General features: G+C 65.3%; 8 protein-coding genes and 1 pseudogene. 4 read left to right on the top strand and 5 right to left on the bottom strand.

Features of this window, described 5'->3' with window-relative positions:
• A pseudogene (locus tag A8G08_RS11275) lies at positions 1 to 215 on the bottom strand (NCS2 family permease); the annotation flags it as partial.
• A 166-nt stretch (positions 216 to 381) separates the two neighbouring features.
• Here A8G08_RS11275 and A8G08_RS11270 point away from each other — a divergent pair.
• Positions 382 to 654, top strand: a complete 273-nt coding sequence (locus tag A8G08_RS11270) for a DUF2530 domain-containing protein (protein WP_068273770.1) — start codon at positions 382 to 384, stop codon at positions 652 to 654.
• 6 nt (positions 655 to 660) lie between these two features.
• Here the strand turns inward: A8G08_RS11270 and A8G08_RS11265 are convergent, their stop codons facing one another.
• The 4 genes from A8G08_RS11265 to A8G08_RS11250 all read right to left on the bottom strand — a co-directional run bounded on the left by A8G08_RS11265 (position 661) and on the right by A8G08_RS11250 (position 4402).
• Positions 661 to 1293: an alpha-ketoglutarate-dependent dioxygenase AlkB gene (locus A8G08_RS11265; RefSeq protein WP_068273774.1), complete on the bottom strand. Its 633-nt coding sequence runs from the start codon at positions 1291 to 1293 to the stop codon at positions 661 to 663.
• A gap of 243 nt (positions 1294 to 1536) precedes the next feature.
• Complete coding sequence (locus A8G08_RS11260) at positions 1537 to 2094, bottom strand: dihydrofolate reductase family protein (RefSeq protein WP_068273772.1); 558 nt, start codon at positions 2092 to 2094, stop codon at positions 1537 to 1539.
• Positions 2095 to 2250: 156 nt separating this feature from the next.
• Positions 2251 to 3156 carry an ectoine hydroxylase gene (thpD, locus tag A8G08_RS11255; protein ID WP_068273768.1) on the bottom strand — a complete coding sequence of 302 codons (906 nt, stop codon included), beginning with the start codon at positions 3154 to 3156 and terminating at the stop codon, positions 2251 to 2253.
• A 139-nt stretch (positions 3157 to 3295) separates the two neighbouring features.
• Positions 3296 to 4402 (bottom strand): pyridoxal phosphate-dependent aminotransferase, encoded by a 1107-nt coding sequence (locus tag A8G08_RS11250; RefSeq protein ID WP_245672782.1) that lies wholly within the window; start codon positions 4400 to 4402, stop codon positions 3296 to 3298.
• A 172-nt stretch (positions 4403 to 4574) separates the two neighbouring features.
• On the opposite strand from A8G08_RS11250, the gene A8G08_RS11245 reads away from it, so the two are divergent.
• The 3 genes from A8G08_RS11245 to A8G08_RS11230 all read left to right on the top strand — a co-directional run.
• Positions 4575 to 5159: a carboxymuconolactone decarboxylase family protein gene (locus A8G08_RS11245; protein ID WP_068273764.1), complete on the top strand. Its 585-nt coding sequence runs from the start codon at positions 4575 to 4577 to the stop codon at positions 5157 to 5159.
• 203 nt (positions 5160 to 5362) lie between these two features.
• Positions 5363 to 6451, top strand: a complete 1089-nt coding sequence (locus A8G08_RS11235) for an ABC transporter substrate-binding protein (RefSeq protein ID WP_068273760.1) — start codon at positions 5363 to 5365, stop codon at positions 6449 to 6451.
• Positions 6448 to 6685: ATP-binding cassette domain-containing protein (locus A8G08_RS11230; protein ID WP_157108516.1), on the top strand; the 238-nt coding region annotated here is incomplete at its 3' end. The genes A8G08_RS11235 and A8G08_RS11230, both read left to right, overlap by 4 nt.

The raw sequence follows: 6685 nt of genomic DNA, 5'->3' as shown, positions 1-6685 counted from the left end.
GCAGCGACCTGAGGAACCGGCAAAATGTTGCCGAGCACATCGGTTTTCGCGGCCGCGTCGTCCGGCGAGAAGCTGCCGAGGATAAGTGGGTTGAGTACCACGATGTAGGCCATCGCGACGAAAGTGACCAGCCCGCCGCGTACTTCGGTGCCGTAGGTCGAACCCCGTGCGGTCACGGAGAAGAACCTGTCGATCTTGCCCGGGCCCGATGTCATTCGCGTCAGTCCTGTCGCCGAAGGAGTGTCAGCCAGCAGTCGTCACCCAGCGCCGCGCGCAACCTGACTCAGATTAGGGCAACCGGGCAGTGTGCCGGGTGGTATCGCGTCGCGGTGAGCTGCGGGTCGCTCCCGCAGGCTCCGCTCCTGTGGGTACGGTTGGCCCATGTCCGAGACACCGCGCGAATCGAGTGCTGGCACCGCTACCGTGCCGGAGATTCCCGCGCGGCTGATCGACCCGCGGCCGGTGCTCGCGATCGGCATGCTGTGCTGGCTCGTCGCCACCATCGTCGTTTTCGCCAGTGGCGACACCTGGGAAGCGGCGCGCCCGACGTGCCTCATGGGTTTGGCGGTTGGAGTGCTCGCGTACACGGTGTACTGGATTCAGCGTCGCGGCGTCCGACGCGGCAGCAAGGGCGCTCAGGTCGGCATCGAATAGCGGTGGCTAGCGCACTCCGCGCGGGCGGTACTGCACGCTGATCCGTGGTCCCATCCGTCGCGTGGTCTTCGGTACGCAGTGTTCCCAGGTGCGCTGGCACGACCCGCCCATGACGAGTAGATCGCCATGGCCCAGCTCGAAGCGCAGCGAATCACCGCCGGCACGAGATCGAAGTAGGAGCGGCCGCGACTGCCCGAACGAGACGATCGCGACCATGGTGTCCTGCGTGCTGCCACGCCCGATGGTGTCGCCGTGCCAGGCGACGCTGTCCGCGCCGTCGCGGTAGCAGCACATGCCGACCGTGGCGAACCCCTCGCCCAACTCGGTGCGGTAGTGGCGATCGAGCTCGGCGTGAACATCGGCGAGCAGCGGATCGGGCATCGCCTCGTCCTCGCCGTAGAAACGCATCAGCCGCGGCACGTCCACTACACGGTCGTACATTGGCCGGCGCTCGTGCTGCCAGTCCACCGTGTGCAGCAGCCGGGCGAAGACGTCATCGGAACCGCTTACCCAGCTCGGCGCGTGATCCACCCACGCGCCGGTGCCGAGCTCGGTGCGCCGGACCGAGCGCGCGAGGTCGCCGATCTGCGCACCGCCGGGAGCGGTATCGAACAGCGAAATCTGATCGCACTCGAACATGCGTTCGATAGTACGCCCCCGCCGCAAAACTGCGGCCAGTATTTCGGCGCCTTCATCGAGTGCTTGGCCGCGCTGACGCGGATCGGCGAAGTCGCCGAAGGCTGAGAACTCGCGTCCGACATCGTTGCCGGTGCCCAAATCCCACGATCAGTCGGCCGCGGCTCAGTTGGTCGAGCGTTGCTGCGCTGTCACTGGTGAACGGCCGATCCTTCGCGATCGCGCGGTAGTCGGACCGAACCACGCTCAGCGGGCGCGTTCGTATCGCAGGAACACGATGCGGGAGTCGAAGGTCCGAGTCTCGGTCAGCCGCAGCTCGTGCTTCTGGGCGACCGGCGGGAAGTACCGCGTTCCGCTGCCGAGGATGACCGGATTGACGAACAGGTGGTACTCGTCGATCAGGTCCTCGGCGATGGCGGCTGCGGCGAGTTCCGCACCGCCGATGCCCACATCTTCCGCGCCGGGTTCGTCACGCAGGCGGGCGATTTCGGTGGCAACGTCGTCGGTGGCGAGGCGCGCGTTGCCCTCCACCGAATCCAGCGTGCGGGAGAACACCACCTTGGGAATCGCGCGCCAAATCCGAGCCCACTCCTCTTCGTCCTCGCCGGTCGACAACTCGTCCGTCTCCCACACGAGCATGGTTTCGTAGAGACGACGTCCGAGTAGGTGTCCGGTGACGCTGCGGTTCAGCTCGATGTGGAATCGAAACAGGTCGGGGTCGGGAGCGCTCCAGCTGATGTCGCCATCCGGCGTTGCGATGAACCCGTCCACCGACATGCCCATCGAAAAGATCACGCGCGCCATCAGTTCCTCCTCGGCGAGACAAGCCCGGTGTGCCACGTGGGTCGCATACCGATTGTCGATCCGCATACGCAATTGCGCATGCGGATCGGCATTTGGTGTGCGATGAGCGGGTGCGCCTCCGTTAACGCGCGGCGAGGAGCCCGGAGACCGCGTACCTCAGTCCGCAGGCTCTAACGGTGTGAAATTGCGCTTGCCCAGGAAGTCCGGACGTCGATGCCGTGCCGAGTACGGTTCGTTCAGCGTGTTCTCGACGCTGTTGTAGACGAGGAACAGGTTCGAACGTGGGTACGGCGTGATGTTGCCGTTCGAGCCGTGCATGCAGTTCGAGTCGAAGACGGTTGCCGAGCCGGCCGAGCCGGTCATCTGCTCGATCCCGTAGGCGTTGGCCATCCGGGTGAGGGTGGCGGGATCGGGCGAACCGGTCAACGGCAGATGCGTTACCAGCGACTGCTTGAAATAGTCGTCCGGCGTCTCACCGGCACAGGAGACGAACTCTCGGTGCGAGCCCGGCATGATCATCAAACTGCCATTGACGTCGAAATTCGGTGTCAATGCGAGCGAAATACTCACCGCGCGCGGTGCGGGCATTCCGTCCTCGGCATGCCACGTTTCGAAATCCGAATGCCAATAGAACGGGCCGCCGATGAATCCGGGTTTGAAATTGAGCCGGCTCTGGTGCAGGTAGACCGGCGAGCCAAGGATCTGCTGCACGATGCCGAGCAGGTCGCGTCGGCGCGCGATCCGGGAGACCAGCTCCGAGAGCAGGTGCACATCGAAGACCGAGCGCACCTCGCCGGAGGAGGATTCCCGAACGACCCGCGAATCACCTTGTAGCTCAGGAAGATTGGCAAGTCGAGTGATCTCGTCGTAGCACTCGCGTACCTCGTCGGCGCTCAGTGCGCCGGGCATGTTGTGGAATCCCTTGGTCTCGAATCGGAGCAGATCCGCGTCGGTGAGCGGGCCGACTGCCCCCTTGCCCCACACCACCGGGTCCGGCCGGGCAGCGGACGTGCACTCTGCTCCGTGACGGGTCAGATAGCGGTCGGCAACCGTCGCGGTCATAGGAGAAAATCACCCTTTCCATAATGGTTCGCTCCAAATCGAACGTACACATATGGCGACGACCTCTGCAATTTGCTGCGATGCCAATATCGCAACGGCCCAGGTATGCCCGCTGAATTCGCGGGAGCGTTCGCGAAACTCAGCGCAGGCGGTGCAGGCGTTCCACGCCGCGCGCGAGTGTTTCCTCGCGTTTGCAGAACGTGAAGCGCACCAGCCGATTCCACTCCTCGGGATGGTCGGTGAAGACGCTCACCGGGACGGCAGCGACACCGATCCGCTCGGGCAGGGCCCGGCAAAACGCCGCCGCATCGGTCTCGCCGAGTGGGGTGATATCGGCACATACGAAATAGCTGCCGTCGCTGCGGCGCACGTCGAAGCCGCCCTCGGCCAGTGCGACCGAGAGCTGATCCTTCTTGTGCTGCAAGGTTTTCCGCAGCTGCTCGACCCAGCCCAGCTCGTTGTTCAACGCGTACGCGACGGCAGGCTGGAACGGCCCGCCCGCCACGAAGGTGAGGAACTGCTTCGCAGCAAGCACACCGTCCAGGAGTCGGGTCGGCGCACACACCCATCCTGTCTTCCATCCCGTCACGCTGAACGTTTTCGCCGCGCTGGACACCACCACGGTTCGCTCGTACATACCCGGCAGGGTGGATAGGGAAACGTGCTCGTGCCCGTCGAACACCAGGTGCTCGTACACCTCGTCGGTCAGGACCAGCAGGTCGTGTGAGCAGGCGAGTTCGGCGATCGCCACGAGATCGGCGCGGGGCAGCACGGTCGCGGTCGGGTTGTGCGGCGAGTTGACGATGATCATCCGCGTGCGGGGCGTGATCGCGTTACGCAGGCTGTCCACGTCGAGCGCGAATCCGTCGCCGTCGGGCACCAGGCGCGCGGTGCGACGCACGGCGCCTGCCAGCGCGATCGCCGCGGCGTAGGAGTCGTAGTAGGGCTCGATGAGCACCACTTCCTCGCCGGGTTCGACGAGGCCCAGGACCGCTGCGCTGATCGCCTCGGTGGCACCGACCGTGACCAGCACCTGCGAGTCGGGGTCGTACTCGGTGCCGTACCTCGCGGCACGGTCGCGGGCGACCGCCTCGCGCAACTCGGGAACGCCGCGGCCGGGCGGGTACTGATTGCGGCCTTCGGCGATCGCCTGCCGCGCGACCTCGAGCATGGCCGGGGGACCGTCGGAGTCCGGGAAGCCCTGGCCGAGATTGACCGCGTCGTGGCGTACCGCAAGCTCGGTCATCTCGGCGAAAATGGTGGAAGCGAACGGACGCAAACGCGCCACCGTCGCGGATTCTCCGGCTGTGTTCGAGCTCACGAGGACCGAGCCTAATGGCGTGTCACGTTCGGCCCACCCATCCCGTCCATCGAGTAGGGGCCGCCGATTCCGGGCGACCGCACACGAGGAGGTTCCGATGACTCGCATACCCGCCGTCTCTCCGCAGGAGGCCGGTCCGCTCGTCAAGGTCGCGTACAAATTCACGCAACGCAGATTTGAGCAGGTCCCGGAGCCGTTCGCGGTACTGGCGAACCATCCCGGTCTGTTCACCGCGAGCGCGGTCCACGAGCTCGCCGCGGAGCGGGCATCCAAGAAATTGCCTGCCAATATCCGCGAGATCGCGGTCTTCCGGGTCGCCTGGACTGTCGGCTGCTCATGGTGCGTCGATTTCGGCACGATGATCCAGCGACTCGACGGCCTCGACATCGACAGGCTGCAGAACATCGGCGACTACGCGGAGTCGCCGCTGTACAGCGAGGACGAGCGCGCCGCGATCGCCTACGCCGATGCGGCAACCGCGACCCCGCCGACCGTGACCGACGAGCAGGTGGCCGATCTCGAGCGTCGCTTCGGTAGGGACGGCGTGGTGGAGCTGACCTACCAAATCGCACTGGAGAACATGCGCTCGCGGATGTACTCGTCGCTCGGCATCACCGAGCAGGGGTTCAGCTCGGGCGACGCCTGTCGTGTGCCGTGGGCAGACGACGCCGGCCCCGCCTGAAAACGTCGCTCGGAACTTCCAATCACTGAGTCGCCAAACCGTTGTCGCTGTGCACCGCACGCGGCAGCCTTTGGGACACCTCGTTGATTGGAAGGAGATCGCGCATGCCGTCGTGTCGCCCTTGTGTGTGACCCATGCGTCGCACCTGACGTGCGCGTGCGTTCATCTCCAGCACTTCCATCGACAAGGAACACATCATCATCATGCGTTTCAAAGCCTTCGATCCGGCGCGCCGTCGCTCGCGCCGCCTGCTCGGCGTCGTCGCGGCACTACTCGCTGTCACCTCGCTCGCCACGGCATGCGGCTCATCGGAAAAGGAAACAACCGCGGACGGCAAGACCGTGTTGCGCTACCAGGGGCAAACCGGCCAGGTCACGTACCCGGAGCTCGCGGCGTCCCTGGGCTACTTCGACAAGGTCGAGCTGAAGTGGGTCGGTGACACCACCAGCGGCCCGCAGGACATCCAGTCCGCCGCGACCGGGCAGACCGAGTTCGGTGCCGCCTTCAACGGTGCGGTCACCAAGCTCGTCGCCGCCGGCTCCCCGATCACCGCGGTGGTCGCGAGTTACGGCGCAGACACGAAGTCTTTCACCGGCTACTTCGTCCTCGATGGCAGCCCGATCAAGTCCGCGCGCGACCTGATCGGCAAGAAGGTCGGCATGAACACCCTCGGTGCGCACCACGAGTTCCTGACGCGGGAGTGGCTGGCGCAGCAGGGTCTCACCAATGATGAGATCAAGCAGGTCGAGCTGATCGTGGTGCCGCCGGTGAACACCGAGCAGGCGCTGCGCCAGGGGCAGATCGATGTCGGCGCGCTTGGCAGCGTGTTCCGTGAGACGGCCGTCGAGCGTGGCGGTATCCACCCGCTGTTCACCGATGAGTCGCTGTTCGGGGCATTCAGCTACGGCACCTATGTGCTGCGCAACGATTTCATCGCCAACAACAAGGATGCGGCAGCCGATTTCACTCAGGGCGTGGCACGGGCGATCCGCTGGGGCCAGACGACACCGCGCGACGAGGTGGTGGCGAAGTTCAAGGAAATCATCAACAGCCGGGGCCGCAACGAGAACACCAAGCTCGCCGATTACTGGCGAAGCACCGGTATCGCGGGTGCCGGCGGCACGGTTGCCGAGAAGGAAATCCAGCTGTGGATCGACTGGCTCACCCGCAACGGTGAGCTGGAGAAGGACAAGCTGAAGCCGGCGGACTTCTACACCAACGAGTTCAATCCGTTTGCGAACGGTGAGTTCCCGGCCGAGTCCGGCCCCGATGGTCAGGCGCTCGGGAAATGACCGCGGCTACCGAGCTCGCGCCGCTCGCCGCCACCGTGGAAGGTGCCGCGCCGAAGCCCGGAGCGGCAGCGACACCGAAGCTCAGAATCGAGAATGTGAACAAGCGGTTCGCGATTCGCGGTGAGTCGTCGGATCTGGTTGCGCTGCAGGACATCAACCTCGACGTGGCGGCGGGGGAGTTCCTCGTCCTGGTCGGGCCGTCTGGCTGCGGCAAGTCCACTCTGCTGGATCTGC

It is taken from the genome of Aldersonia kunmingensis, from assembly GCF_001646865.1.
Taxonomy (GTDB): domain Bacteria; phylum Actinomycetota; class Actinomycetes; order Mycobacteriales; family Mycobacteriaceae; genus Aldersonia; species Aldersonia kunmingensis.
The sequence above is the reverse complement of the archived record's forward strand: the minus strand, read 5'-3'. Positions and strand labels throughout refer to the sequence as shown.

Coding starts and splice junctions, on each gene's coding strand:
- A8G08_RS11270 (WP_068273770.1), top strand. CDS start 382: ATGTCCGAGACACCGCGCGAATCGAGTGCTGGCACCGCTACCGTGCCG.
- A8G08_RS11265 (WP_068273774.1), bottom strand. CDS start 1,293: ATGTTCGAGTGCGATCAGATTTCGCTGTTCGATACCGCTCCCGGCGGT.
- A8G08_RS11260 (WP_068273772.1), bottom strand. CDS start 2,094: ATGGCGCGCGTGATCTTTTCGATGGGCATGTCGGTGGACGGGTTCATC.
- thpD (WP_068273768.1), bottom strand. CDS start 3,156: ATGACCGCGACGGTTGCCGACCGCTATCTGACCCGTCACGGAGCAGAG.
- A8G08_RS11250 (WP_245672782.1), bottom strand. CDS start 4,402: ATGACCGAGCTTGCGGTACGCCACGACGCGGTCAATCTCGGCCAGGGC.
- A8G08_RS11245 (WP_068273764.1), top strand. CDS start 4,575: ATGACTCGCATACCCGCCGTCTCTCCGCAGGAGGCCGGTCCGCTCGTC.
- A8G08_RS11235 (WP_068273760.1), top strand. CDS start 5,363: ATGCGTTTCAAAGCCTTCGATCCGGCGCGCCGTCGCTCGCGCCGCCTG.